Origin of the sequence: Sulfitobacter litoralis, assembly GCF_900103185.1 — a bacterium.
In the GTDB taxonomy this organism is placed as follows: Bacteria; Pseudomonadota; Alphaproteobacteria; order Rhodobacterales; family Rhodobacteraceae; genus Sulfitobacter; species Sulfitobacter litoralis.
Genome location: NZ_FNJD01000001.1, coordinates 158,565 through 182,011, shown reverse-complemented (window position 1 = coordinate 182,011; position 23,447 = coordinate 158,565). Strand labels below are relative to the sequence as shown.

The window sequence follows — 23,447 nt, the reverse complement described above, 5'->3', positions numbered from 1 at the left end:
ATTCCGCCTAAGCTCGTGTTGGGCTAGGGACGCAGGGCAATCGCTCTGCGTCCCTTTTTTGATTTAGGAGGCATGAATGCTAGCAACGATACTACTCAGTCTATTTTGGGGCATTGTTGCGATCATTGCAGTGGTCAGCGTTCTTCCTTTCAGCAAGATACCCCATGGTGCCATTCGCGGCATGGCGTTCCCGCGTGAACAGCTGTTTATCCTCACGGCCCTTTTGGCTGTCGTGGCGCTTTTCTGGCTTGCGCCCGAGCCGCGCAATTATGCGCTGGCGACCCTTGCGATAATCGGTGCGATCCACACCGGATACATCGTGAAATTCACGCCGCTTTGGCCGCGCCAGTCGGTTGATGCCACTCCTGAACAGGCTGCGGACGCGCGCAATCGGGTGACGATCCTGGCATCAAACGTGAAACAATCAAACCGGCAGTATCATCGGCTCGTCGATCTGATCCACAAAGAAGACCCCGATATTGCCACGGCGCTTGAAGTCGATCCGGACTGGGTCGATGCCTTGTATGACGGGTTGCACGATAGGTATCCCCACTGGATAAAGGTGGCCAAAGACAATTCCTATGGCGTGGTGCTGATGTCCAAGATGGCGCTGTCAGAGACGCAGGTCCGCGACTTGCTGGTCGATGATGTGCCGTCCATCCGAACCAAAGTCGCGATGCCCTCTGGTCGGATCTGGCGTTTGTACATCGTTCACCCCGAGCCCCCAGTGCCCAACCACGATACCAAGGGACGCGACGGTGAAATTGCGCTGGTCGGAATCGAGGCCAGCAAGGATGATGTGCCCGCCATCGTGACCGGCGATCTCAATGACGTCGCCTGGTCCACAACCACCCGTCGCTTTCAGCGCTTGTCGGGCCTGCTGGACCCGCGTGTCGGGCGGGGGTTCTATAACACTTTCCACGCCGGTATCCCTGTCATGCGCTGGCCGCTCGACCATCTGTTCCACGATGCAGAGTTTCGCCTGATCCGCATGTCACGCCTGCCCAACATCGGGTCCGACCACTTTCCGATCCTGTTCTCGCTCGCGTTGACGGATAATGCGGAGGCGAATTCCATACCCGAGAAAAGCGACGCTGAAGAGCGCGCCGAGGTGCGGGAAATGGCAGACGAGGAGCGCGAAAAGGACCGCAAAGCCATCGGCACGGACTGGGAAAAGTAACCCCGATCCGTCCCGACCTTTGGGCACGCAGCGCCTTGCGTGCCCACCTGAATAATCAATTGTCGTATCAAGAATTTTACCACTTGCGCGAATCTGAAAACAGCGTAAATGCGCGTTTACAGACGCCAACGCACGCGCCTCTGGCCGGTTCGTCTGTCTGCGGATCGACCCCGCGCCTATGCAGCGACGGTAACGTCTCTTGAAACGACATGTTAGGGTACTCCCGCCCTTCCTTGCTCTTTGGAGATGACCATGAACGCCACAGCTACCGCCACCGTGAACCCATCCGCAGCATCGACCCATGACGAAGCGGCTGATTACATCTGGAACAACAGCTTCGACAAACCGACCCTCGTCATCAGCCGCGCCCGCGTGGGTGTGCAATATGACGCGCTTCAGGCGGGCTTGGGCGATGCCCGCATCCATTATGCGGTCAAGGCAAACCCTGCGCCGGAAGTGATCCGTATGCTGGTCGAACGGGGTTCGGGATTTGATGCGGCGTCGCGTCAGGAAATCGAACTGTGCCTGTCCCAAGGGGCGGACCCTGCAAAGATCTCTTTCGGGAATACGATTAAACGTGGCGTGGACATTGCGTTTGCCCATTCCATCGGGGTGACCATGTTCGCCGCCGACTGCGAGGCTGAGCTCGACAAAATCGCAGAGCACGCCCCCGGTGCGCGGGTCTATATCCGTCTAATCGTCGAAAATTCGATGGCTGACTGGCCGTTGACCCGTAAATTCGGCTGCGCAGGCTCGTTGCTGCCAAGCCTGCTGGACTACAGCAAGGCTGTCGGCCTTGTGCCTTATGGCCTGTCCTTCCACGTTGGTTCGCAAACCCGTCGGGCGGAATACTGGCACCCCGTTCTGGATCAGGTTGCACCCCTTTGGCACGCGGCGAAAGAAGCAGGTCACGACCTGCAACTGTTGAATATCGGTGGTGGTTTCCCTGCCTATCACGGTGACCCCGTTGATGCGCCGCGCGGCTACGCCGCTGCTGTTGTTGCGGCGGTTAACGAACGCTTTGGCGATATCCCTGTTCTTATGGCTGAACCGGGCCGGGGCATGGTGGCCGAAGCAGGGCACATCGCGGCTGAAGTGCTGCTGGTCTCGCGCAAATCGGCAGAGGCGGCGCGCCGTTGGGTGTATCTGGATATCGGACGTTTTTCCGGTCTGGCCGAAACTGAAGGCGAGGCGATCCGCTATGAGTTCGTGACCCCGCATGACGGCAAACCCACAGGGCCCTGCGTGCTAGCCGGCCCCTCGTGCGACTCCGCCGATGTGCTTTATGAAAAGAATCCGGTTGACCTTCCACTTGACCTAAGGGACGGTGACAAAATCTTGATCAAGAACTGCGGCGCTTACACCAGCTCGTACAGTTCGGTCGGCTTTAACGGGTTTCCGCCGCTTGATGTACTGGTCCTGTAAGAGGATCAGCACCGTCGCGCGGGAAGGGCCGTCTGCTTTGGGAGGAGCAGGCGGCCCATCTATTTTCCGCAGTGCCGTTTTTGAGGGGCAGTTTTGCCCCCGGTTTGTGCCGTTTTTACGGGAAACTCTTGACTTCCGCGGCCTCAAACGGTGTACCTGCCCCGAACAATTCTAGCCCTCGAAAGGGACCCGTCATGCACGCATATCGCAGCCATACATGCGCCGATCTGAGCAAGAAAAACGTTGGCGACAAGGTGCGCCTGTCCGGGTGGGTGCACCGTGTGCGCGACCACGGCGGTATCTTGTTTATCGATTTGCGCGACCACTACGGGATCACCCAAGTGCTGTGCGACCCTGATTCCCCCGTTTTTGCGGATGTGGAAAAGGTGCGGTCCGAATGGTGTATCCGCATTGATGGCGAAGTGAAGGCGCGGGCCGATGATCTGGTCAACACCAAGATCCCGACCGGTGAAATCGAAGTGTTCGTGCGCGACATCGAAGTGCTGGGCCCGTCGAAAGAGCTGCCTTTGCAGGTCTTTGGCGATCAAGAATACCCCGAGGAAACCCGTCTGCGCTATCGCTACCTCGACCTGCGTCGCGAGAAAATGCAGGACAACATGGTGCTGCGGTCCGATGTTGTGTCGTCGATCCGCAAGCGCATGTGGGACCAGAACTTCAAAGAATTCCAGACGCCGATCATCACCGCGTCTTCCCCCGAAGGCGCGCGCGACTTCCTGGTGCCGTCGCGTCTGCACCCGGGCAAGTTCTACGCTTTGCCGCAGGCCCCGCAGCAGTTCAAACAGCTGTTGATGGTGTCCGGCTTTGACAAGTATTTCCAGATCGCACCGTGTTTCCGTGACGAAGATCCGCGCGCTGACCGCTCGCCCACAGATTTCTACCAGCTCGACCTCGAGATGTCCTTTGTCGAACAGCAAGACGTGTTCGACACCATCCAGCCCGTGCTGACCGGCATTTTCGAAGAATTCGGCGGCGGCAAGGCTGTGGATCAGGAATGGCCGCAAATCTCTTATAAAGATGCGGCGCTGTGGTATGGCTCTGACAAGCCCGACCTGCGTAACCCGATCAAGATGCAGGTCGTGTCCGACCATTTCGCGGGCTCCGGCTTTGCGATCTTTGCCAAACTGCTGGAACAGGAAGGCACCGAAATCCGCGCCATTCCTGCGCCCACAGGCGGCAGCCGTAAATTCTGTGATCGCATGAACGCCTTCGCGCAAAAAGAGGGTCTGCCCGGCATGGGCTATATCTTCTGGCGCGAGAAAACCGCCGATAGCGTCGCGCAAGAGCTGGGCATCACAGTGAAAGAAGCGCAAGCCAAGCTGAAAGCCGGCGAAGTCGAAGGCGGCATGGAAGCGGCAGGCCCGCTGGCCAAGAACATCGGCCCTGAACGGACCGAAGCGATCCGCCAGCAGCTGGGTCTGACCGTCGGCGATGCTGCATTCTTCCTTGGTGGCAAGCCCAAGTCCTTCGAAGGTGTCGCGGGACGTGCCCGCAACGTCATCGGCGCAGAGCTCGGTCTGACGGACGAAAACCGTTTCGCCTTTGCCTGGATCGTCGATTTCCCGATCTACGAAAAAGACGAAGAAACCGGCAAGATCGACTTTGAACACAACCCGTTCTCCATGCCGCAAGGCGGGATGGACGCGCTGATGGGCGACCCGCTTGAGGTGCTTGGCTATCAGTATGACCTTGCGTGCAACGGCTACGAACTGGTGTCCGGTGCCATCCGGAACCACAAGCCCGAGATCATGTTCAAGGCGTTCGAGATCGCAGGCTACGGCAAGGACGAAGTCGAAAAACGCTTTGGCGGCATGGTGAACGCGTTCCAATACGGTGCCCCGCCCCACGGTGGTTGTGCCGCCGGTATCGACCGGATCGTCATGTTGCTGGCGGAAGAGGCGAACATCCGCGAGGTGATCCTCTTCCCGATGAACCAGCGCGCCGAAGACCTGATGATGAACGCGCCAAGCGAACCACAGTCGGACCAGTTGATGGAGCTGGGTCTGCGGGTCATTCCACAGGACTAAGCGCTTTAGAATATAGTTGAAAAGCCCGCCGTTGAGAGATCAACGGCGGGCTTTTTCGTTTAGACATGGTCGCTCTAGTCTTCCAGACTGTCTTTGCGTTTCTGGGCGATCAGGCCGCGTTCTTCCTTTTTGCGCTGTTCAAAACGTTGGTCGAAGGCGTCGTTATTCTCTTGGCCGATCACGTCTTTGGCGCGTTTGAACACGTCTTCCTCTTCTTCGTCCATGTGGTGCTCATAGTCGTGTTTGAGGGTCTTGAATTTGGCCAGCCAGCCCGACGACGACATATCCGTGTCATTCAGTTCTTCCATCAGATCGTCCAGCTCTTTGTGTTCCGAGACCGAATGCCGCGCGGCGTCTTGGCCCCATGTTTCGTGAAGCAGCTTCGAATAGAACGTTTCTTCTTCGGCCGCGGCATGGGATTTTACATCCTCATAGAACTCTTTCCACGCGGTCTGCCGCTCTGTACTGTCGCCCGATGTCTCGGCGATTTTGTTCAGCAGGTCGCGGTGTGTTTCGTGGTCGGCTTTGATTGCGTCATAAATGGATGTCATGGCTTAACCCCCTGGTGCGATGTGTATCGGGGATTAACGCGTGGTGTCTGACAGGCGTTCCGCATGCGGCACCGGTGGTCAGAAACCGGCGTGGGCCAATTGCACGATCGCATCTGCGCCAGTCGCCCGTGCTTGGGTGAACGCCAAAGCAACGATTGCCCCACCCACCACATTCGCCGCAAAGACAGTCCAGTCAAAGCGGGTCTCTTTGATATAGATGCGGCGCAGCTTGGTGAACATATCTTGCCCCCTTGGGATGGATGGCGTGGGTCGGTGCCCGTTGTGGTTGTCACCAAACTTGCAGGCGTTTGTGGCGAAAGAAGGTCATTTTTGAGCGTCAGGTTGGGTAATGTCATATGACATTCGGGCCTTGGCGGTGGCGATGCTTGGCCCTAACGTAAGTGTATGAAGCAAGATGACCACCCCTCTGGCCCCCTTGGTGCCGCTGTCCCGAATTTCACTGTGCCGCCACGCCCGCCGCGGGCGGTGATGACGGGCCGGTATGCTCAGCTTGAACCGTTGAACGCAGAAGCCCACGCCGCGTTGTTGTTCCGCGCCTTCGAGGGGCAGGACCAGCTGTGGCATTACATGTACGACGGGCCGTTTTCATCATCTGCCCAGTTTCATCGCTGGGTCCGAGAGGTCGAAACCAAGGACGATCCGCTGTTCTACGCGATCAAAAACCTTGAGACAGGGCACATTGAAGGGGTGGCGAGCTATCTGCGCATCGCACCGGAGGCAGGATCGATAGAGGTCGGGTCGATCACCTACGGGCCAGCGTTGCAGCGCACGCGGGCAGCGACGGATGCGATGTATCTGATGATGAAATGGGCGTTCGACGCCGGATACCGTCGCTATGAATGGAAGTGCAATGCGTTGAACCTGCCGTCGCGTCGCGCGGCACAGCGGTTGGGGTTCAGTTACGAGGGCGTCTTCCGGCAGGCTGCTGTCGCCAAGGGGCGCAACCGTGATACTGCGTGGTTTGCCGCAATCGATGCCGAATGGCCCGGCCTGCGCGAAGCCTTCGAAGCGTGGCTTTCCCCCGCCAATTTCGACGCAGAGGGCAAGCAGCGCGAACGTCTAGGCGATCTGACCAGCCTTGTGCGGGTATCAAGCGATCCGTTGACGTGATGCGCCGCAGCTAGATCGCGATCTGACGCGTCAGCCGTTGGCGCAGGACCGACCGGATCACCCGTTTTTCTTCATTGGTGGGCAGCCCCATGGCACGTCGTGCTGCCAGCGCTGTCGCGGCCTGTTCCAGTGCTGCGTCCTGCGCACTGCGCGCCACGCCTGCCAGAAATTGTGCGACGTAATCCAACGTCTCTGGCGTACAGGGGCCGGTGAGCACGTCATCCATATGCGCCATATCATCCTGCAGCGCGATATCGTCGGGCCTAACTGTGTCATCGCTCAGCGCCGACAGGCCCGGTGGGCGATGATGCGGGGGCAGGGCGGCCAGCACGACTTGCTGAAACTGCGACAGCGATTGCAACGGTTTGCTCATGAACCGGTCCGCCCCAGCGGCCAGCGCATCCGCCGCCAAATGGGTATCGCCCGAAATGGCCAGCAGGGCATCAACGCGGGGCTGCGCGCGGGCTAGTTCTGCAATCAGATCAATGCCGTTTCCGTCTGGTAGCCCCAGATCGGCAATCACGATCGACGGGCGGTAGACCTGCAAATGCCGCCGCGCCGCGCGCAGGCTGCCGGCCCGTCTGATCCGCGCGCCAGAGCGGAGACAGAGCAGGCGCATCGCCTCGCAGGCAAAGCGGCTGTCTTCGATCACCAGAACCGTAAGGCCCAAAAGCGGGCGGTCGGCCGTGGGGGCGGGCAGGCTTTGGGCCTGATGTTCAAGCGTATCCATGATTCCTCCGTTATGCTTTGTGGGTGACCTATGGTTAGGCGCGCTTCGCTAATACGGTGTTAACGTGACGCATTGCTCTTGTGGCAGCGGCAGCCCATAAACTGCGTCAAATGTTGATTTGAGGGAGAAGAATGATGATCGGTCGCCTAAACCACGTAGCCATCGCCGTGCCGGACCTTGAGGCCGCTGCGGATCAATACCGCAACGCTTTGGGCGCGAATGTCGGTCCTGCGCAGGACGAGCCCGACCACGGCGTCACGGTGATCTTTATTGAACTGCCCAACACCAAGATCGAATTGCTGTACCCGCTGGGTGATGACAGCCCGATCAACGGGTTTTTGGAAAAGAACCCTGCCGGTGGTATCCATCACATCTGCTATGAGGTCGAAGACATCATCGCCGCGCGGGACCGTCTGACACAAAGCGGCGCGCGCGTTCTGGGCAACGGAGAGCCCAAGATCGGTGCCCACGGCAAACCGGTGATTTTCCTGCACCCCAAAGACTTTAACGGCGCGCTGGTCGAGCTGGAGCAGGTGTAAACATGGCCGTCATGTCAGGCATCGTTCTGTTCACCGTGATCTGGTCGATGGTCTTTATGATCCTGCTGCCGGTGCGGGTGCAGACGCAGGGGGATCTCGGGCAGATCGTCGAGGGCACCCATGCAGGGGCCCCCGAACATCACTACCTTAAGAAGAAAGCCCTGTGGACCACAGGTATCTCGGTGATTCTCTGGGCGATCATTGCGGGGATCATCCTGTCGGGATGGTTCACCGTGGCCGATGTAGAACGTCTGTTGCACGGGGCACCGACACCAATTGGTGGAACAAGTGGGTAAAGGTCGCCGCCCCTAGGATCGGAATCACCAGATTCAGCAGGGGCACCGACAAGGGAATCGCCATCAACACTCCGGCGACGAATATCGTAAGCCCATGTTTGCCACGCAGACGCTTTGCCTCGGTCCGGCCCACCCGCCGGATCGCGGCAAGCGTGAAATATTCGCGCCCCAACAAGAAACCGTTCACGCTCCAGAAGATCAGGGGCGCGAAGGGGGCGAACATCAGGTAGAGCACCAGCGCCACGATGTTCACACCGATCAGCACCCCCATGAAGTTTACCGTATCGCGCAGCGCATCGCCAAAGGGCACATGCGTGGCGGGCGGCAGATGGGGGTAGTGTTCGGCCTCTACCGCGTCGGCCACATCGTCCAGAAACATTGATGTGATCGCCGAGGCGACGGGCACCATCAGGAACACCGACAGCACCATCAGCAACAGCGCAGCACCCCAGCTGAACAAATCGTCCAGCCAGGACACTTCGCCCAGAACGGGCAGCCAATTATCCTCTCCGGTCAGCCAGTCGATCAGCCAGACAAAGCCCGCAGACGCACCGACCAGCAGCAGCAACGCCAATCCGACACCCAGCAGCAGGACGCGGCGAAAGCTTGGATCGCCGACCTGTCCGACCGCCAGCCCGAAGGCGCGAAAGATCTGTGCTATTGCCATGTGGTGATCGCCGTGATGTCGGGGCGCCCGCGCTCTGGCGGGGCTGAGGTTTCGGTGCCGATATGAATGATGCCTGCGATGCGTTCATGTTCCGCGAGGCCGAAAGCCTCGGTCATGAAGGCGCGGTCGTGGCTGACCCAACCGCTCAGCCAGTTTGCGCCCCATCCCGATGCGAGCGCGGCGTTGACCAGCGACAGACAGACCCCGCCCACGGCATAGGTCTGTTCCAATGGCGGGATCTTGGGCGACGGCTTTTGCACCTCGACCACAACCACCGCCAGATCGCCCTGATCAAATTGCCCGCGATCTTTCTGGATCTGTTCCGCATCGAGCGCCAAGGCGGTGCCGCGTGCTTCGGCAATGTCGGCCAGATGCGCCATCGCGGGCTTTTCGATCACGATAAAACGCCACGGCTCCAGCATCCCGTGATCTGGCGCACGCGAGGCGACGGTCAGCAGCTCGGTCAGCGTGTCGCGGTCGGGAACTGGTGTGGTCAGCGTCTTTGCAGGGCGCGAACGGCGGGTTTGCAGGAAATGCAGCGCGTCGGGATTTGGTGTCGGCATCGGGGTCTCTCTTATAGGTTCAGCTCTTGCGCCATCGCGTCAATGGACGCGCGCAGGAACGCGTCGAATTTGGGACTGGGCTGGCGAATGCGAAAGTTCTTCGCATGGGGATCTGGCGCTGTGATGTCACTGTCTGCGAGGGCTGCGATGGTGGCGTGGCCACAGAAGGGAACATAGGCCTCTGAATAGCCGCCTTCGTGGACGAGCACCAGCTTGCCGCCACAAAGTTTTTGCGCCGCAGCTTTGATACGATGGGTCATATCGGCAAACGTTTCGGCTGTGGCCTGCATCCGCGCCAGAGGATCGACGATAGAGGCGTCAAAGCCGCAGGCGACGATGATCATGTCGGGCGCGAATGCCTCGAGCGCGGGGATCACGATGCGCTCGAGCGCATGCAGATAGGCGGTATGCCCCGACCCCGCATGCAGCGGCAGGTTGATGTTGTAACCCGTCCCGGCCCCGACGCCCCGATCCGCCAACGCGCCGGTATCAAGCGGATAGTTGCCTTCCTGATGGAGCGAGATCGTCAGCACATCGTCGCGGTCATAGAAAATTGCTTCGGTGCCATTGCCGTGATGCACGTCCCAATCCAGCACGGCAACACGGCGCACCAGCCCCTTGGCCTTTGCCGCCTCTATCGCGATGGCGATATTGGCGAGCAGGCAGAACCCGTTGGGGAAATCAGGCAGCGCATGGTGTCCGGGGGGACGGCTGAGCGCATAGGCATTGTCGAGATCGCCCTTGGCGACGGCCTCTACCGCGGCGATAGAGAGGCCCGCGGACAGCGCCGCAATTTCGAACCCGCCCGCGGCAAAAGGGGTGCGCAGGCCCAGCTCTCCGCCGCCCGCGTCGGAGAGGCGTTTGAAGTCGTCGAGATAGGCGGGAGGATGAACACGCAGCAGTTCTTCGCGGGTGGCAAGCGGCGCGCTACGCACGTCGAGTTCAGCCATCAGGCCGGTGACCTCCATCAGATTGCGCAGGCGGCGTTTGGTTTCGGGGTTTTCAGGCAGACCGCCCGCGGCCAGCGGCTGCACCAAGCCGCCCACAGGCATGGTAAAGGCATAGTTGCCGCCCGCGTGCCAGAAGCAACGTTCATCCATGAAAAAGCCGGTCGTCATGATGTGTCCCCCGAGGTTTCGGGTCAAAGCTGGCCCAACGTTAAAGGATTGTCCATGGGGGCAGGGGCCGCAGCCGTGGTTCGGTGCGGGGCGCTAGGATGAGTATTTGACAAAAGGGTGAAGGGCAGGGGCGCAAGCCAGCTGCCCTAATCAGAGGGGGTCTGGCCTATCGGGTTTGGGTCCGCCCCCGCGTTTTCAGCCTACCATGCCTACGATCTCGTAGGTTTTCTTGAGGATCGGTGCGGTGATCTCGCGGGCTTGGGTCGCGCCGTGTGCTAGGATGCGGTCGATCTCGGCAGTGTCGGCCATCAGGCGCGACATTTCCTGGGTAATCGGGCCCATCTTGGATACGGCCAGTTCGGCCAGCGCGGGCTTGAAGGTGCCGAACTGCTGGCCGCCCACATCGGCCAGAACCTGTTCAACGGTCTGGTCGTTCAGCGCGGCAAAGATATTCACCAGATTGCGCGCCTCTGGCCGGTCCTTGAGACCGTCCACTTCGGAGGGGAGCGCATCGGCGTCGGTCTTGGCCTTGCGGATTTTCTTGGCGATAGTGTCTGCATCGTCGGTCAGGTTGATGCGGCTGGCATCCGAAGGGTCGGATTTCGACATCTTCTTGGACCCGTCGCGCAGGGACATGACGCGGGTTGCGGCCCCTTCGATCACCGGTTCGGTCAGCGGGAAGAAATCGACGCCGTAGTCATGGTTAAACTTGGCTGCAATATCGCGAGTCAGTTCAAGATGCTGTTTCTGATCCTCGCCCACGGGCACATGGGTCGCGTGATAGATCAGGATGTCGGCGGCCATCAGCGCGGGATAGGCAAAGAGCCCCAGCGAGGCAGCTTCGGCGTTTTTGCCGGCCTTGTCCTTCCACTGGGTCATGCGGCCCATCCAGCCCATGCGGGCGACGCAGTTAAATATCCACGCGAGCTGTGCATGCTCTGGCACCTGGCTTTGGTTGATCAGGATGGATTTATTCGGGTCGATGCCCGACGCGATGAAGCCGGCACAAAGCTCGCGCGTGCTTTTCTTGAGGTCGGCAGGGTCCTGCCAGACAGTGATCGCGTGCAGATCGACCATGCAGTAGATCGACTGCACCCCCTTGTCCTGCGCATCGGCGAAACGTTTTAGTGCGCCCAGGTAGTTTCCAAGATGCAAATCGCCCGACGGCTGGATGCCGGAAAACACACGCGGGGTGAAAGTGGTGTCGGTCATTGGATGCTCCGATAAGGCTGGAAACTACGGCCAGATGGGCTTACCCATGCGCACCATGCCCGTCAAGGAGGCCCTATGGAAGACCCAGATTTTCACCCCCCCGTGAACCCGATGCCCGCGACCGTAACGCTGCTTTTTCTGGCGTTGGCGGGGATAGAGATCGTGCTGTCGCTGGCCGAGGCTGGGATCATCGGCGGCCCTGCGGCGGTGGGCTGGCGTCTGGCGTTGATCCGCGACTACGGGTTCTCGGGCGATGTGTTCGACTGGATGGTTGCGAATATGCAATTCCCCCTGCGCGAACTGTCGCGCGTGGTCAGTTACAGTTTCATCCATTTGGGGTTCACCCATGCGATCTTTGCCTGCGTGCTGTTGCTGGCGCTTGGCAAGATGGTGGCCGAGGCAATGGGGCAGGTGGCGTTTCTGGCGATCTTCTTTGTGTCAGGCATTTTCGGGGCGGTGGTCTATGCGCTGGTGCTTAATGATCCGGTCTGGTTGGTCGGGGCCTATCCCTCGGTCTATGGGCTGATCGGCGGCTATTCCTTTGTCATGTGGCGCAAGCTGGCGGGGCAAGGGGAACAGCAATATCGGGCGTTTTCACTGATTGCCGTGCTGATGGGGCTGCAGCTGATCTGGGGCGTATTCTTTGACGCGGGCACCCAGTGGCTGGCAGAGCTTTTAGGCTTTGTCTGCGGCTTTGCACTTTGCTTTATCTTTGCGCCGGGCGAATGGAGCAAGCTGCGGGGCCGTATCCGGCATCGATAATGCGTGTCGAAGGGGCGGAAAGGGGGCCAGCCCCCTGCCCCCCGGGATTTTGCGCCATCTGGAAGTAGGCTGGCTCAGCCGCGTTTGAGGGCGCGTTTGAATTCGCCGAGCTTGAACGCGCCGATCCATTGGCCTGTGCCGAAATAGCTAATGGCGGCGAGGGCGATCAGGATCAGTAGGGCGATACCGCGCCACCAGGGTTCGGCAATCATGGGCTGCAGCGCCAGATTTCCAATCCACAGTGTGCCGCCCATGACAGCCGAGGCTGCCATGATCCGCCATATACGTCTATGGAACCGCGCATCGAATTTTGCGGCCAGCCCGAAGCCGCGTGCGCCATAGGCCAGCAGGCCAAACATCGCCCACCCTGCCAATGTCGTCGCGATGGCAGGAGCGATCCAGCCGAGGACGGGGCTGAGACCGACGGCCAGCACCACGTTCACCACCATCGCCACCACGGCAAAGTAGAACGGGCGGCGGGTGTCTTCACGGGCGTAATACAGGGGCTGCAGGATTTTTTGCAGAACGAAGGCAGGCAGGCCAAGGCCATAGATCGCCACGGCAATGGCGATGGCTGCTGCGTCATCCGTGGTTGTTGCCCCGCGTTGGAACAGCACCGTTGCCAGCGTGAACGGAATCACCATCAGAGCGATCGCGGACGGGATGGTCAGCGCCAGAGACACCTCGGCAGCGCGGCTGATCTGGGTGTGTGATCCCTGTTCGTCCCCAGCCTTGAGCCGCCGCGACAGGTCGGGCAGCAACACTACGCCAATTGCAATGCCAACCACGCCCAAGGGCAGCTGGTAGAGCCGGTCGGCATAGTTGAGCCATGCCACAGCGCCTTCGTAGAAGCTGGCGACCTGACGGCCCACCAGCAGGTTGATCTGCATGACCCCGCCCGCCAAGGCTGCGGGTGCGGCGATGATGGCGAGCCGCTTTAACTCGGGTGTCAGGCGCGGGCGCCGGCTGAAGCCCAGCGTAAAGCCTGCGCGTTTCGCCGCCCACCAGACCAGCGCCAGCTGCGCGATCCCGGCGAGCGGGACCGACAGCGCCAGCGTATCGCCGATTTGCAGCCCAAGCGCCTTGTCGATGCCCATGCCAATCGCCTCTGATCCGTCGCGGCCAAGGGCGGCCCCGATCAGCACAGCAAGGATGAAAACGATGTTCAGCACCACAGGGGCCGCCGCCGCTGCCATAAACCGCCCCGTAGCGTTCAGCACGCCTGACACGAGGGCGGCAAGGGAGATGAACAAGATGTAGGGGAAGGCCAGCCGTCCGTATTCGACCGCCAGATCGAAGCGTTCGTCGCCCGCAAAGCCTGACGCCATCAGCAGTACCAGCCCCGGCATCGCGACGATCCCGATGATGGTGAACAGCGTCAGGATGAACGCCATGCCGACGAAAGCATCCTGCGCGAATTTTTCCGGATCATCGCCGCTTTCGAGCTTTTTCGAGAACATCGGCACAAAGGCCATGTTGAACGCGCCTTCGGCAAAGAAGCGGCGGAACATGTTGGGCAGGGAAAAGGCGACCAGAAACGCTTCGGCTGCGGGGCCGGAGCCAAGGTAGCCCGCGATCATCACATCGCGCACGAACCCCATGACCCTGCTGAGGAGGGTCCAGATTCCGACGGTGAAGAAGCCGGACATAAGGCGGATAGGTTTCATGGTGGTGCTGCCCCGTAACTGCGGTGCAAATGGCCTAGCCGTTGGCGCCGCACTGCGCAATCAGGGAAATGCGAAGACAGCCGTCATGCCCGCGCGAAAGCGCCGATGTCAGTCCTGCGCCCGTGCCACACCGTCGATGATCGCCGTGCGCAATCGTTTCTCGAGCGTCTTCTGCTTGCTTTCGGTATAATATTTCAGCCCGAACATATCCTTGACGTAGAAGGTATCGACCACCTGTTCCCCATAGGTCGCGATCACCGCATTGGCGATATAGACGTTGGATTCAGCCAGCGATCGGGTGAGATCATAGAGCAGGCCGGGGCGGTCGCGGGTGTCCACCTCGATGATCGTGTAGATTTCCGACCCGTCGTTATCAAAGGTGATATGCGTCGGGACCTTGAACACCTTCTCGCGTTTTTTCACCTTGTCGCGGGATTTTAGCGCATCGCGGGCCAGAATTTCACCCTTGAGCGTCTTGGAAATCATCTGCCGCAGGCGCGGCAGGCGCGAGACATCGTAGGGATTGCCTTCGGCGTCCTGTATCCAGAAGGCATCGGTCACCCAGCCGTCTTTGGTGGTGTAGCTGCGGGCATCGACGACATTGGCCCCGACCAGCGCCAGCGCCCCCGCAAGCCGTGCAAAAATGCCCGGATGGTCCGCCATGACAAAACAGGCGCGGGTGGCGTCGCGGTCATCGTCAGGGTGCAGGTCAATGCGGATTTCACCATCCTGAATGTCGCGCAGCTGTTCGGCGAACACGACCTGCGATGCCGTATGAAGCCCCTGCCAATAGGGCGGGTAGTGGCGCGCGGTTTCAGCCTGAATGTCTTTGCGTGGCCAATGGGCGAGCGCGGCACGCAGCGCCTTTTTAGCTCCTGCGCCACGGTTCTCGCGGTTGAGGTCTTCGAGGCCGGTTTCAAGCGCCCGCTTGGTCTGGCGGTACAATCCACGGATCAACACGGCTTTCCAGTTGTTCCACGTGTTCGGTCCCACGCCCCGGATATCGCAGACGGTAAGCACGCAGAGCAGATCAAGCCGCTTGACGGTTTGCACGGCCTTGGCAAAGTCCCGCACCGTACGTGGGTCAGAGATATCGCGTTTCTGCGCCATATCCGACATCAGCAAGTGATAGCGCACCAACCATTCCACGGTGTCGACCTCTGCCTTGTTGAGGCCAAGACGGGGGGCAATCTTGCGGGCCATTTGGGCACCAAGAATCGAATGGTCCTCGGGGCGGCCCTTGGCAATATCATGGAGCAGCAGCGCGACGTAGATCACCTTGCGGTTCACACCGTGCTTGAGGATCGACGAGGCGACGGGCAAGTCTTCTTCCAGCTCGCCCTTTTCAATCAGAGCAAGGTTGGTGATGCATTGGATCGTGTGTTCGTCGACGGTGTAGCTGTGGTACATGTTGAACTGCATCATCGCCACGATGGGTTCGAATTCGGGGATAAAGGCCGACAGCACCCCCAGTTCGTTCATCCGGCGCAGTCCGCGTTCGGGGTTGCCGTGTTTCAGCATCAGATCCAGAAAGATCCGCCGCGCCTCTGGTGTGTTGCGCATGTCTTCGTCGATCAGCGCCAAGTTCGATTTGACCAGACGCATCGCGTCGGGGTGGATCAGCATACCCGTGCGCAGCGCTTCTTCGAAGATGCGCAGCAGGTTCAGCTTGTCGCTGATGAACGCTTGGCCATCGGTGACAGCCAGACGCCCGCCCACGACCTCGTACCCATCGCGCAGTTTGGGGCGGCGGCGAAAGATACGCTCTAGCAGTGGTTCGGCCTTGACGTGTAGCGCTTCGAGCTTGGTGAGGAAGATGCGCGTCAGCTCGCCGACTTCGGTGGCGTGGCGGAAATAGGCCTGCATGAACACTTCGACGCCGCGGCGACCGCGGGTGTCGCGGTATCCCATGGCCTCGGCCACGGCGACCTGCATATCAAAGGTCAACTGCTCTGTCGCGCGTCCCGAGAGCAGGTGCAAATGCCCCCGTACCGCCCAAAGAAAATTCTCGGCGGCGACGAAGGTTTTGAACTCTTCTTCCAGAAATACGCCGCGGTCGACGAGATCGGCGGCGTTTTCGACGCTATAGATGTGTTTCGCGATCCAGAACAGCGATTGCAGATCGCGCAAGCCCCCCTTGGCCTCTTTGACGTTGGGTTCGACGACATAGCGCAGACCCTGCTTGCGGTGCCGCGCGTCGCGCTCTTCCAGCTTGGCCTCGATAAAGCTGCGACCGGTGCCTGCAAACAGATCGGTCTTGAGCGTTTCGTCAAGATTCTGCGCCAGCGCGGTATCTGCAGCGATAAACCGGTGTTCCAGCAAAGCGGTCTGAATGGTGAAATCTTCGCGCCCAAGGGTCACGCAATCGCGGATGGTGCGCGTTGAATGCCCGACCTTTAGCTTCAGGTCCCACAGCATATAGAGCATGGATTCGATCAGCTTTTCAGTGCGCTGGCTGGGGGTTTGAGGGATGAGGAACAGCAGGTCCACATCGGAAAAAGGTGCCATCTCACCGCGGCCATAGCCACCAACACCGATCACCGCGAGCTTGTCGTCGGGTCCAGGTGCCTCTAGCGGGTGCAGCCGCTGGCCGGCGATTTGCAGGGTGGTGCGGACAAGCTGATCGGTCAGATAGCAATAGGCCGAGGTCATTGGCCGTGCATTGAACGGCGACGCGGCGAAGGCGCGCGCAATTTCCGCGCGCCCGTTTTTCTGCGCGTCCTGAAGCACCGCAACAGCAGCCGCCTGTATCTCTGTCGGGTCGCTGAGCCCGTCCAGGGCTGCGCTCAGCGCGGCCGAGACGGCAGCTTCGTCAAAGATACGTGTCGGGGTGCTGATCAGGTGACGCGCGGTGGCCTCACCCGATTCTGCTGGTGCAACAAGGGGTTTCACGTACAGGTGTCCCTTAGAAACCGGCCCCGCCAAAGGCTTGGGGCGCGGGGCTGACGATGACGACGCGCTTGTCGCGGATCGTGGCGACGGCGAGACCGCGTTCAGCGGTGCCATCGGACATCAGACGGAACACGCCGTTGGCCCCACGGAAGCCCGCACCTTGCGTTAGACGGCGCGCCGACAGTGCGTCGGATTTGCCGGATTTCGCCAAGGCCCCTACGGCTGCGATCCCGTCAAAGGCAAGCCCTGCAACCGGGCTAGGTGTATCGCCATAGGCCGCTTTGTAGCGTTGCGTAAAGGCGCTTGTGGCACCAGGGTCAGGCAGGGCGAACCAGCCGCCTTGAACACCCGGCAACGCGAGTGTTTGCGGAGGGATGTCCCAGCGTGTCAGGCCGATGTACTGCGTGGTGGCACCGTTGATGCCGGCTTCGGGCAGCAATTCGGCAAATAGGGGCAGCGCGCTGGCCGAGGATGTCGTGAGGAAGATCGCATTAGCACCGTTGGTATCAATGGCCGCTTTTACACGGGGTACGGCAGCAGTCACAGCGGTCTGGCTAAGGGCGTAATCGACAGTACCGGCAGAGGTCGCCCCATTTGCGGCGATCGCCTTGAGGATCGCATCACGGCCCAGCTGGCCTGCAAGGTCCTGACCATGCAGCACGAGGATGCGGTCCTTGCCGTTGGTCTTGGCATACCGCACCAGCCGGTTTGATGTATCGTTAAAGTTTTGGCCCAGTACAAAGACGTTACCGCCCGCGATGCTGGGGTTATTCGAGAACGACAGGACGTTCACACCCTGTGCCGCAACCGCGTTGCCTGCGGCATTCGCGGCCTCACCGTAAAGCGGGCCCAGAATAATCTGCGCGCCATCCGTCACGGCCTGCGCGGCTGTGGTGCCTTCGGTGGCCGCATTACCGCCCGTGCCATAGACCCGAAGATCGATTTGCACGCCGGCCAAATCACGAATTGCCAGACGGGCGGCGTTCTCAAGCTCTTGCGCCAGCAGATTATCTGCCGCCGATCCGCCCCGCGGGATCAGCAGGGCCACCGGAATAGGTTTGGTGGTGTCCACTTTGGGGCCTTTGACCCCGTTCAGATTTGTCATCCCCACGGGCTCGCACGCGGCAAGCGCTAAAGCGATAAGGGGAAGAATCAAAAGCCTCAGTGGCTTGCGAAGGATGTTGAAAACAGCGATCATAACAGTGTCACTCCATTGGTGGCAGGTCGGCGGCAATGGCCCCGGGCACATATGCACCGATCATAGAGAGTGCGAAAGGCGGGTCCAGCTTGAATTACCAAAAGATTCCCCTTGCAGCGGGGCTTTATTTTGTCGGGGTGCCCATTGGTACCGCCCGCGACATCACTTTGCGGGCGCTGGACGTGTTGGCCTCGGCGGATGTGCTGGCCGCGGAGGATACGCGCAGCCTGCGTAAGTTGATGGATATCCACGGAGTCCCGTTGAACGGCCGCAGGATCATGGCGTTGCATGACCACTCTGGCAACGGCGTGCAGGACAAGCTCGTGGCCGCGATACGCGATGGGCAATCTGTCGCCTACGCCTCAGAAGCTGGGATGCCGCTGATCGCTGATCCGGGGTTCGAACTGTCGCGTGCCGCCGGCGAGGCGGGCGTGATGCTGACCTGCGCGCCGGGCCCTTCGGCAGTGCTGACGGCGCTCGCATTGGCGGGTCTGCCGACTGACGCGTTCTTTTTTGCGGGCTTCCTGCCGAGTGCGAAAGGGGCACGGCTGACGGCACTGCAAAAGCTGAAAGAGGTGCAAGGCACGCTGGTATTCTACGAATCACCCAAACGCGTCGGGGCTATGCTGCGTGACGCGGCACAAGCGCTTGGCGGGGAACGGCCCGCTGCTGTATGCCGCGAGCTGACCAAGAAATTCGAAGAAATTCAGCGCGGTACCCTTGATGAGCTGACCGAGCGCTACAGCGGCAAATCCCCAAAAGGCGAAATCGTGGTGCTGATTGATCGCGGGCGTTTACCGTCTGTTAGTGAAAGTGATCTAACCTCTGACCTTGCGAACGCATTGGAAACAAATTCGATGCGCGATGCCGTCGATATGGTGGCGCAGGCATACGACGTGCCGCGCCGTCAGGTGTACCAGGCGGCGTTGGAATTGGGGAAAGATACGTAGGATGACCGAAACACTGGCGACACTGGCAAAATCTGTTCAGGGGGCTGTTTCCTATCACGCAGGACGCGCGGCCGAGCTTCAGGTCGCGCAGGATTATCGTCGGCGCGGTTTTGCACTGGCCCACGAACGCTGGCGCGGTAAGGCAGGTGAAATTGATCTGATCCTGCGCGACGGGGACGGGATCATTTTTGTCGAGGTCAAGAAAAGCAAAAGCCACGACAGCGCCCTGCAGCGTTTGAACCGGAAACAGATGCGCCGTATCTATCGCTCTGCCGAAGAATTCATCGGCGGCGAACCCAAAGGCGCGCTGACGGACGTACGGTTCGACGTGGCTTTGGTCGATCAAACCGGTGACCTGCGCATCCTTGAAAACGCCTTCGGGCACGACTGACCCATTGCACCCCACGCCCTGCTGCGCCATCTAGAAAGGAACAACAGGGAGACCCCTTATGAAAATCGCCTTTCAGATGGACCCGATCGGGGACGTGAACATTAACGCGGACAGCAGCTTTCGTCTCGCAGAGGAGGCGCAGGCCCGCGGGCATACGCTTTTCTACTACACCCCCGACCATCTCGCCTATCAAGAGGGGCGCATCACGGCGCGGGGCCATGACCTGACCGTACAGCGTGTGCAAGGTGACCATGCCACGCTGGGTCCCGAGCGCGAAGTCGATCTGGCAGATTTCGACGTGGTCTGGCTGCGCCAAGATCCGCCCTTCGACATGCACTACATCACCTCTACGCATTTGCTGGACCGTCTCAAAGACACAACGCTGGTGGTGAATGACCCGTTCTGGGTGCGCAACTATCCCGAAAAACTACTGGTGCTGGATTTCCCGCAGCTCACCCCGCCCACGACCATCGCCCGCGATCTGAACACGATCAAAGCATTCAAAGCCAAGCACAAAGACGTCATCCTCAAGCCGCTGTATGGCAATGGCGGTGCGGGTGTCTTCCGGCTGGATGCGAATGACCGCAATCTGGGCTCACTGCATGAACTGTTCAGCGGTTTCTCGCGCGAGCCGTTGATTGTGCAGAAATTCCTGCCTGCCGTGTCCAAGGGCGATAAACGCGTGATCCTTGTCGATGGTGAACCCGTGGGCGCGATCAACCGTGTCCCGGCAGAGGGTGAAACACGGTCAAACATGCATGTGGGGGGGCGTCCTGAAAAGGTGGGCCTGACAGAGCGCGACCTGGAAATCTGCGCCGCAATCGGGCCGTTGCTGCGTGAAAAGGGTCAGATTTTTGTCGGCATCGATGTGATCGGTGACTATCTGACAGAGATCAACGTGACCTCCCCCACCGGTATCCAAGAGCTTGAACGGTTCGACGGCACCAACATCGCCGGTAAAATCTGGGAGGCAATCGAGCGCAAACGCGCATGAGCCTGCTGCGCCCTCTGCTGAACGGCTATTTGCGTTTGGTAGAGAAGCGCAAGTTGGCGCGGACGCGCGACGTTCACAAGATCCGGCGTGATTTCGCCAGAACCGCGCGGCTGCTGTTCCGGGCACCGCGCCGCACGAAGATCACGCGCAGCCGTTTGACCGGCGCGGGCGAGGTTCTGCGGGTGTCCCCGGCACAGACGCGATCCGATCTGGTCATCTTCTACATCCACGGCGGTGGTTTTATCTTTGGCAGCCCCGATACCCACAGTGCCATGCTGGGCGCATTGGCGCAGCGGCTTGGCGCGGCGGCGGTGTTGCCCTATTATCGTCTTGCCCCCGAAGCACCCTTTCCCGCCGCGATCCAAGATGTTGCCGCGGCTTATCAGGCGGTGCTGGACAGCGGCGTGGCTGCGCACAATATTATCCTCGGCGGCGACAGCGCAGGGGGCGCGCTGGCGTTCAATCTGCTAAGCCGTTTATGCGCTGACGCAGGTCCATTGCCGCGTGCGCTGTTTGTGTTTTCACCACTGACAGATTTCCTGCACGAGGGGGTCAGCTTTCGCGAGAATGCTGCGCGAGAGGCCGTTTTGCCGGCGGCGCAGGCCGGTCTTATGGCAGAGATGTATCTGGCGGGGGCAAACCCGAGCGACCCTGCAGTGAGCCCGCTGCGCGCCGATTATCGCGGTGCGCCGCCAGTCTGGATCACAGTCGGCTCGACCGAAATCCTGCGGGATGATGCGCGGCGCATGTCGACGTATCTACAGGATCAAAACGTCAACGTGACGCTGGTGGAGGAACATGATCTTCCCCATGTCTGGCCAATTTTTCACAACTTTTTGCCAGAGGCGCGTACTACGCTGGATGCGCTGACACAGTGGATCAAGCAAGTGCCATCGACGGCAGACGAAAGCTGAGCGCTTCGGCAAGATGCGGTTTACGGACGTCAGTGACCCCTTCTAGATCCGCGATGGTGCGCGCGACGCGCAAGACCCTGTGATACCCTCGGGCCGATAGATGAAACCGCTCTGCCGCGCGCGACAGCAGGGCGCGGGCCTCGGTGTCAGGTGTGGCAATCTGTTCAAGCAGCCCCCCTTCGGCATCGGCGTTTAAAGTTGCGGTGGGATGTCCCGCAAACCGGTCGTGCTGGCGACATCGTGCGGCAAGGACACGCTGGGCCACGTGGGCCGATCCTTCGGCACTGGGCGGCAGGTCCAGGTCCGTATACCCCACAGGGGGTACATCAATGCGCAGGTCAAACCGGTCGCGGAGGGGGCCGGAAACGCGGCTCATGTAATCCTCACCACAAGCGGGGGCCTTGCTGCAGGCGCGGGACGGATCGCTGAGGTAGCCGCATTTGCAGGGGTTGGCTGCGGCCACGAGCATGAATTTGCACGGGTATTTCACATGCGCATTCGCACGGGCGATCATGACCTCACCCGTCTCAACCGGTTGGCGCAGAGTTTCCAGCACGGTGCGGGGGAATTCGGGGAATTCGTCCATAAACAACACGCCATTATGCGCCAGACTGACCTCTCCGGGTTTGGCGAGACGACCACCGCCGATAATCGCCGCCATAGACGCTGTGTGATGCGGTTCGCGAAAGGGCCGCACGCGCGAGATGCCCCCATCGTCCATCAGCCCCGCCAGCGAATGGATCATAGAGGTGCTAAGCGCCTCTTGCGGGGTGAGCGCAGGCAGGATCGAGGGCAACCGTGCCGCCAACATGGATTTGCCCGATCCGGGGGTGCCGACGAACATCAGATGATGCCGCCCCGCTGCCGCAATCTCAAGCGCACGTTTGGCGCGTTCCTGACCTTTGACGTCGCGCAGGTCGTGACGGCTGGGGCTTTGTGTCACCTCGCCCGGCGTAGCTGCGGGGAGGGGGGACTGTCCGGTAAAGTGACGCACGACTGCGCCGAGGCTCGGGGCCGCGATCACCTGTGCATTGCCCACCCAAGCGGCTTCGGCCCCGGAGGCGGCGGGGCAGAGCAGGCTGCGCCCGTTTTCCGCAGCTGCCATCGCAGCGGGCAGCGCGCCGATCACGGGGATCAGGCTGCCGTCCAGTGACAGTTCGCCTAGAGCAACGGTACTTTGGATGACATCATGCGGGAGGATATCGATCGCCCCCAACAACGCCAGCGCAATGGGAAGGTCGAAATGGCTGCCCTCTTTGGGGAGGTCGGCAGGGCTGAGATTGATTGTAATCCGTTTGCTGGGCAAGGCAATCGCCATCGCGCCAAGGGCGGCGCGCACCCTTTCGCGTGCTTCTGACACCGCTTTGTCGGGCAGGCCCACAATCGAAAAGGCCGGCATTCCGGCGGACAGCGCGCATTGCACCTCGACGATGCGCGCGTCGATGCCTTGGAATGCGACCGTATATGCCCGTGCGACCATTGTTCCCCTGCTGTCCTGTCGTGCCTTCAGGGGTAGGGCGGGGGTGTTTAAGAAGCGTTAACGGATGTGGAAACCGGAGGATTTGAGTTTATTTGGCAAAATGAAGCAGGGCGCGGGTGACCGTCAGACCTGATAGTTGATGGTGCCAATGTCCCAGCCGCGTGGCGTGATGTGAATATCAGTGACAGAGAGGTTGTCGATCTTATGCGCCATCGCGGCATGGGCATCGACGCCAAGCGCGCGTTGGACTTGGGTCAATATCACGCCGAAATGCGCCACAGCGATGATGTGCGTGTTCGGGTGGGCTTGGGTGATCCGGTCAACGGCTGCGTTGATGCGGTGGGCCGCGTCGTTCCAGCTTTCGCCTTCGGGGGCCGCAATATCGCCAGGGGTGGTCCAGTAGGCGCGGCTGAGCTCCGGATGGCTTTGTGACACATCGCGGGCGTGCTTACCGTCCCACAGCCCGAAATCAAGCTCGCGTAGGTCAGGATCGTGCGGCAGGCGCATTCGGCTGTCCGAGGCGAGCGTATCGGCCGTGGCAGAGGCACGGATCAGATCGGAGGAGATCAAAACCGAGGACTGTGGCAGATGGGCGTTCAGCCGAGCGATCAATGCGTGATCGGACAGATCAGCAGGGACATCGCGCCAGCCGACAAAGTTTTTTTCGTGAGTCGGGCCGTGGCGCACCCAATGCCAAATTGTCATGATCAAAGCGCCTTTTGCCGCGGGTGGTTTGCAATTT

The 23,447-nt window shown here is 60.4% G+C and carries 23 protein-coding genes; 11 read left to right on the top strand and 12 right to left on the bottom strand.

Going from position 1 to position 23,447, the window contains the following annotated elements:
- Positions 1 to 76: 76 nt before the first annotated feature.
- From BLQ98_RS00900 to aspS, 3 genes are all read left to right on the top strand, one after another.
- Complete coding sequence (locus BLQ98_RS00900; RefSeq protein WP_093731473.1) at positions 77 to 1,180, top strand: endonuclease/exonuclease/phosphatase family protein; 1,104 nt, start codon at positions 77 to 79, stop codon at positions 1,178 to 1,180.
- A 246-nt stretch (positions 1,181 to 1,426) separates the two neighbouring features.
- Entirely contained in the window at positions 1,427 to 2,605 is a 1,179-nt protein-coding gene (locus tag BLQ98_RS00895) for a type III PLP-dependent enzyme (protein ID WP_093731472.1), read from the top strand.
- 194 nt (positions 2,606 to 2,799) lie between these two features.
- On the top strand, positions 2,800 to 4,650 hold the full coding sequence (aspS, locus tag BLQ98_RS00890; protein WP_093731471.1) for an aspartate--tRNA ligase: 1,851 nt from the start codon (positions 2,800 to 2,802) through the stop codon (positions 4,648 to 4,650).
- A gap of 74 nt (positions 4,651 to 4,724) precedes the next feature.
- Here the strand turns inward: aspS and BLQ98_RS00885 are convergent, their stop codons facing one another.
- Together BLQ98_RS00885 and BLQ98_RS18410 are read right to left on the bottom strand one after the other, a co-directional pair.
- Complete coding sequence (locus BLQ98_RS00885) at positions 4,725 to 5,201, bottom strand: hemerythrin domain-containing protein (protein WP_093731470.1); 477 nt, start codon at positions 5,199 to 5,201, stop codon at positions 4,725 to 4,727.
- Between the two features lie 78 nt (positions 5,202 to 5,279).
- Positions 5,280 to 5,441, bottom strand: coding sequence for a hypothetical protein (locus tag BLQ98_RS18410; protein ID WP_237272367.1), 162 nt, complete (start codon positions 5,439 to 5,441; stop codon positions 5,280 to 5,282).
- 165 nt (positions 5,442 to 5,606) lie between these two features.
- On the opposite strand from BLQ98_RS18410, the gene BLQ98_RS00875 reads away from it, so the two are divergent.
- The gene (locus BLQ98_RS00875) at positions 5,607 to 6,332 is read left to right on the top strand and encodes a GNAT family N-acetyltransferase (protein ID WP_093731469.1); all 726 of its coding nucleotides are present in this window, start codon (positions 5,607 to 5,609) and stop codon (positions 6,330 to 6,332) included.
- Between the two features lie 10 nt (positions 6,333 to 6,342).
- Here the strand turns inward: BLQ98_RS00875 and BLQ98_RS00870 are convergent, their stop codons facing one another.
- Positions 6,343 to 7,062 (bottom strand): response regulator, encoded by a 720-nt coding sequence (locus tag BLQ98_RS00870; protein WP_093731468.1) that lies wholly within the window; start codon positions 7,060 to 7,062, stop codon positions 6,343 to 6,345.
- A gap of 134 nt (positions 7,063 to 7,196) precedes the next feature.
- On the opposite strand from BLQ98_RS00870, the gene mce reads away from it, so the two are divergent.
- Both mce and BLQ98_RS00860 read left to right on the top strand, forming a co-directional pair.
- Entirely contained in the window at positions 7,197 to 7,601 is a 405-nt protein-coding gene (mce, locus tag BLQ98_RS00865; RefSeq protein ID WP_093731639.1) for a methylmalonyl-CoA epimerase, read from the top strand.
- Positions 7,602 to 7,603: 2 nt separating this feature from the next.
- Complete coding sequence (locus BLQ98_RS00860) at positions 7,604 to 7,897, top strand: DUF1467 family protein (RefSeq protein ID WP_093731467.1); 294 nt, start codon at positions 7,604 to 7,606, stop codon at positions 7,895 to 7,897.
- Here BLQ98_RS00860 and BLQ98_RS00855 read toward each other — a convergent pair.
- From BLQ98_RS00855 to trpS, 4 genes are all read right to left on the bottom strand, one after another.
- Complete coding sequence (locus BLQ98_RS00855; RefSeq protein WP_093731466.1) at positions 7,830 to 8,564, bottom strand: EI24 domain-containing protein; 735 nt, start codon at positions 8,562 to 8,564, stop codon at positions 7,830 to 7,832. The genes BLQ98_RS00860 and BLQ98_RS00855 overlap by 68 nt on opposite strands.
- Positions 8,555 to 9,127: a nitroreductase family protein gene (locus tag BLQ98_RS00850; RefSeq protein WP_093731465.1), complete on the bottom strand. Its 573-nt coding sequence runs from the start codon at positions 9,125 to 9,127 to the stop codon at positions 8,555 to 8,557. Before BLQ98_RS00850 ends, BLQ98_RS00855 begins: the two co-directional genes overlap by 10 nt.
- Before the next feature lie 11 nt (positions 9,128 to 9,138).
- Positions 9,139 to 10,245, bottom strand: a complete 1,107-nt coding sequence (locus tag BLQ98_RS00845) for a class II histone deacetylase (RefSeq protein ID WP_093731464.1) — start codon at positions 10,243 to 10,245, stop codon at positions 9,139 to 9,141.
- Positions 10,246 to 10,440: 195 nt separating this feature from the next.
- Positions 10,441 to 11,457 carry a tryptophan--tRNA ligase gene (gene trpS / locus BLQ98_RS00840; RefSeq protein WP_093731463.1) on the bottom strand — a complete coding sequence of 339 codons (1,017 nt, stop codon included), beginning with the start codon at positions 11,455 to 11,457 and terminating at the stop codon, positions 10,441 to 10,443.
- A 75-nt stretch (positions 11,458 to 11,532) separates the two neighbouring features.
- On the opposite strand from trpS, the gene BLQ98_RS00835 reads away from it, so the two are divergent.
- On the top strand, positions 11,533 to 12,219 hold the full coding sequence (locus BLQ98_RS00835) for a rhomboid family intramembrane serine protease (RefSeq protein ID WP_093731462.1): 687 nt from the start codon (positions 11,533 to 11,535) through the stop codon (positions 12,217 to 12,219).
- Between the two features lie 74 nt (positions 12,220 to 12,293).
- Here BLQ98_RS00835 and murJ read toward each other — a convergent pair whose 3' ends face one another.
- From murJ to BLQ98_RS00820, 3 genes are all read right to left on the bottom strand, one after another.
- The gene (gene murJ / locus BLQ98_RS00830) at positions 12,294 to 13,886 is read right to left on the bottom strand and encodes a murein biosynthesis integral membrane protein MurJ (protein WP_093731461.1); all 1,593 of its coding nucleotides are present in this window, start codon (positions 13,884 to 13,886) and stop codon (positions 12,294 to 12,296) included.
- 108 nt (positions 13,887 to 13,994) lie between these two features.
- A complete protein-coding gene (locus BLQ98_RS00825) occupies positions 13,995 to 16,778 on the bottom strand; it encodes a [protein-PII] uridylyltransferase (protein ID WP_093731460.1) in 2,784 nt (927 codons plus the stop codon).
- A 13-nt stretch (positions 16,779 to 16,791) separates the two neighbouring features.
- Entirely contained in the window at positions 16,792 to 17,976 is a 1,185-nt protein-coding gene (locus BLQ98_RS00820; protein ID WP_093731459.1) for a penicillin-binding protein activator, read from the bottom strand.
- 89 nt (positions 17,977 to 18,065) lie between these two features.
- Here BLQ98_RS00820 and rsmI point away from each other — a divergent pair, with 89 nt between their 5' ends.
- The 4 genes from rsmI to BLQ98_RS00800 are packed head-to-tail and all read left to right on the top strand — an operon-like array spanning position 18,066 to position 21,225.
- On the top strand, positions 18,066 to 18,926 hold the full coding sequence (gene rsmI, locus BLQ98_RS00815) for a 16S rRNA (cytidine(1402)-2'-O)-methyltransferase (RefSeq protein WP_093731638.1): 861 nt from the start codon (positions 18,066 to 18,068) through the stop codon (positions 18,924 to 18,926).
- Position 18,927: 1 nt separating this feature from the next.
- On the top strand, positions 18,928 to 19,317 hold the full coding sequence (locus BLQ98_RS00810; RefSeq protein WP_093731458.1) for a YraN family protein: 390 nt from the start codon (positions 18,928 to 18,930) through the stop codon (positions 19,315 to 19,317).
- 58 nt (positions 19,318 to 19,375) lie between these two features.
- On the top strand, positions 19,376 to 20,311 hold the full coding sequence (gshB, locus tag BLQ98_RS00805) for a glutathione synthase (RefSeq protein WP_093731457.1): 936 nt from the start codon (positions 19,376 to 19,378) through the stop codon (positions 20,309 to 20,311).
- The gene (locus tag BLQ98_RS00800) at positions 20,308 to 21,225 is read left to right on the top strand and encodes an alpha/beta hydrolase (protein ID WP_093731456.1); all 918 of its coding nucleotides are present in this window, start codon (positions 20,308 to 20,310) and stop codon (positions 21,223 to 21,225) included. Before gshB ends, BLQ98_RS00800 begins: the two co-directional genes overlap by 4 nt.
- On the opposite strand, the gene BLQ98_RS00795 is transcribed toward BLQ98_RS00800, so the two are convergent.
- Together BLQ98_RS00795 and BLQ98_RS00790 are read right to left on the bottom strand one after the other, a co-directional pair.
- Positions 21,191 to 22,705, bottom strand: coding sequence for a YifB family Mg chelatase-like AAA ATPase (locus BLQ98_RS00795; RefSeq protein WP_093731455.1), 1,515 nt, complete (start codon positions 22,703 to 22,705; stop codon positions 21,191 to 21,193). The two genes, BLQ98_RS00800 and BLQ98_RS00795, sit on opposite strands and share 35 nt — an antisense overlap.
- A gap of 123 nt (positions 22,706 to 22,828) precedes the next feature.
- A complete protein-coding gene (locus BLQ98_RS00790; protein WP_093731454.1) occupies positions 22,829 to 23,410 on the bottom strand; it encodes a histidine phosphatase family protein in 582 nt (193 codons plus the stop codon).
- Positions 23,411 to 23,447: the final 37 nt, after the last annotated feature.

What these genes read in the sequence shown, in the direction of transcription:
- BLQ98_RS00810 (WP_093731458.1), top strand. Translation starts at nt 18,928, where the DNA reads ATGACCGAAACACTGGCGACACTGGCAAAATCTGTTCAGGGGGCTGTT.
- BLQ98_RS00835 (WP_093731462.1), top strand. Translation starts at nt 11,533, where the DNA reads ATGGAAGACCCAGATTTTCACCCCCCCGTGAACCCGATGCCCGCGACC.
- BLQ98_RS00795 (WP_093731455.1), bottom strand. Translation starts at nt 22,705, where the DNA reads ATGGTCGCACGGGCATATACGGTCGCATTCCAAGGCATCGACGCGCGC.
- BLQ98_RS00895 (WP_093731472.1), top strand. Translation starts at nt 1,427, where the DNA reads ATGACCATGAACGCCACAGCTACCGCCACCGTGAACCCATCCGCAGCA.
- BLQ98_RS00900 (WP_093731473.1), top strand. Translation starts at nt 77, where the DNA reads ATGCTAGCAACGATACTACTCAGTCTATTTTGGGGCATTGTTGCGATC.
- BLQ98_RS00875 (WP_093731469.1), top strand. Translation starts at nt 5,607, where the DNA reads ATGAAGCAAGATGACCACCCCTCTGGCCCCCTTGGTGCCGCTGTCCCG.
- BLQ98_RS00820 (WP_093731459.1), bottom strand. Translation starts at nt 17,976, where the DNA reads ATGATCGCTGTTTTCAACATCCTTCGCAAGCCACTGAGGCTTTTGATT.
- trpS (WP_093731463.1), bottom strand. Translation starts at nt 11,457, where the DNA reads ATGACCGACACCACTTTCACCCCGCGTGTGTTTTCCGGCATCCAGCCG.
- aspS (WP_093731471.1), top strand. Translation starts at nt 2,800, where the DNA reads ATGCACGCATATCGCAGCCATACATGCGCCGATCTGAGCAAGAAAAAC.
- mce (WP_093731639.1), top strand. Translation starts at nt 7,197, where the DNA reads ATGATCGGTCGCCTAAACCACGTAGCCATCGCCGTGCCGGACCTTGAG.
- BLQ98_RS00845 (WP_093731464.1), bottom strand. Translation starts at nt 10,245, where the DNA reads ATGACGACCGGCTTTTTCATGGATGAACGTTGCTTCTGGCACGCGGGC.
- BLQ98_RS18410 (WP_237272367.1), bottom strand. Translation starts at nt 5,441, where the DNA reads ATGTTCACCAAGCTGCGCCGCATCTATATCAAAGAGACCCGCTTTGAC.
- BLQ98_RS00860 (WP_093731467.1), top strand. Translation starts at nt 7,604, where the DNA reads ATGGCCGTCATGTCAGGCATCGTTCTGTTCACCGTGATCTGGTCGATG.
- murJ (WP_093731461.1), bottom strand. Translation starts at nt 13,886, where the DNA reads ATGAAACCTATCCGCCTTATGTCCGGCTTCTTCACCGTCGGAATCTGG.
- BLQ98_RS00850 (WP_093731465.1), bottom strand. Translation starts at nt 9,127, where the DNA reads ATGCCGACACCAAATCCCGACGCGCTGCATTTCCTGCAAACCCGCCGT.
- BLQ98_RS00800 (WP_093731456.1), top strand. Translation starts at nt 20,308, where the DNA reads ATGAGCCTGCTGCGCCCTCTGCTGAACGGCTATTTGCGTTTGGTAGAG.
- BLQ98_RS00790 (WP_093731454.1), bottom strand. Translation starts at nt 23,410, where the DNA reads ATGACAATTTGGCATTGGGTGCGCCACGGCCCGACTCACGAAAAAAAC.
- BLQ98_RS00885 (WP_093731470.1), bottom strand. Translation starts at nt 5,201, where the DNA reads ATGACATCCATTTATGACGCAATCAAAGCCGACCACGAAACACACCGC.
- BLQ98_RS00870 (WP_093731468.1), bottom strand. Translation starts at nt 7,062, where the DNA reads ATGGATACGCTTGAACATCAGGCCCAAAGCCTGCCCGCCCCCACGGCC.
- gshB (WP_093731457.1), top strand. Translation starts at nt 19,376, where the DNA reads ATGAAAATCGCCTTTCAGATGGACCCGATCGGGGACGTGAACATTAAC.
- BLQ98_RS00855 (WP_093731466.1), bottom strand. Translation starts at nt 8,564, where the DNA reads ATGGCAATAGCACAGATCTTTCGCGCCTTCGGGCTGGCGGTCGGACAG.